The sequence below is a fragment of the Nonomuraea sp. NPDC001684 genome (genome assembly GCF_053596515.1).
The window spans coordinates 1-1,280 of the sequence record NZ_JBSFGJ010000875.1 but is presented as its reverse complement, the minus strand read 5'-3'; the positions used below and the strand labels follow the sequence as shown (position 1 = coordinate 1,280).

Below are 1,280 nucleotides of genomic sequence, written 5' to 3'. Positions count from 1 at the left end.
ACGCGCCGGTGCCCGAGGGGGCCGACTTCGAGCAGATGACCGACGCGTGGATGATGGCCGACGCGGCCACGCTGCGCGCCCTGCTCGCCATCCGCACCAACCGGCCGGTGACGTTCGGGTGGGGGCCGCGTTTCCTGCACTCGACCGGCCAATACCACAAGGGCGGGCCGCAGAACGGCGTGTTCCTGCAGATCACGGGTGCGGTGGCCGACGACGTCGCCGTCCCCGGGCAGCCGTACACGCTGGGGCGGCTCCAGCTCGCGCAGGCGCTGGGCGACCTGGCCGCGCTGGAGACCCGCGGACGGCCCGCCGTACGCCTGCACTTGACGGACCGCGCGACGGGTGTCGCGCATTTGCTCGCAGCCGCACAGGAGGTTTGAGATGACTGACGAAGCATCTCCTGAGGAGGAGGTCGTCGCGGTGGCGGCGGCCGTGGCGAACACCGCCACGACATTGGAGGTCGCCGAGGCCAACCCCTTGCGCGACCCGCGTGACAAGCGGCTGCCGCGGGTGGCGGGGCCGTGCGTGCTGGTGCTGTTCGGCGTGACGGGCGACCTGGCCAAGCGCAAGCTGCTGCCGGCCATTTACGACCTGGGCAACCGCGGCCTGCTGCCGCCCGGTTTCTCGCTGGTCGGTTTCGCCAGGCGCGACTGGAAGGACCAGGACTTCGCGCAGTTGACGCACGACGCGGTCAAGGCGCACGCGCGTACGCCGTTCCGCGAGGAGGTCTGGAAGCAGATCCTCGAAGGCATCCATTTCGTGCCGGGCGAGTTCTCCGACGACGGAGCCTTCGACGCGCTGGCGATGGCGTTGGCGGAGATCGACCAGACCCGCGGCACGGGCGGCAACTACGCTTTCTACCTGTCCGTCCCGCCCAAGTTCTTCCCCGTGGTGGTCGAGCAGCTCAAGCGCACCGGGCTGTCCGACGCGCCCGAGGGGTCGTGGCGGCGGGTGGTCATCGAGAAGCCGTTCGGCCACGACCTGAAGTCGGCCCACGAGCTGAACGAGATCACCACGTCGGCGTTCCCGGAGAGCTCGATCTTCCGGATCGACCACTACCTGGGCAAGGAGACGGTCCAGAACATCCTGGCGCTGCGCTTCGCCAACAACCTGTACGAGCCCATCTGGAACCGCAGCTTCGTCGACCACGTGCAGATCACCATGGCCGAGGACATCGGCATCGGCGGGCGCGCCGGCTACTACGACGGCATCGGCGCGGCCCGCGACGTGATCCAGAACCACCTGCTCCAGCTGCTCGCGCTGGTCGCCATGGAGGACCC

At 69.4% G+C, this 1,280-nt stretch carries 1 protein-coding gene and 1 pseudogene; both read left to right on the top strand.

Features of this window, described 5'->3' with window-relative positions:
• Nucleotides 1-380: pseudogene (locus tag ACWCSD_RS52690) on the top strand (glucose-6-phosphate isomerase); the annotation flags it as partial.
• A 1-nt stretch (nucleotide 381) separates the two neighbouring features.
• Nucleotides 382-1,280: glucose-6-phosphate dehydrogenase (locus tag ACWCSD_RS52685; protein WP_449927502.1), on the top strand; the 899-nt coding region annotated here is incomplete at its 3' end.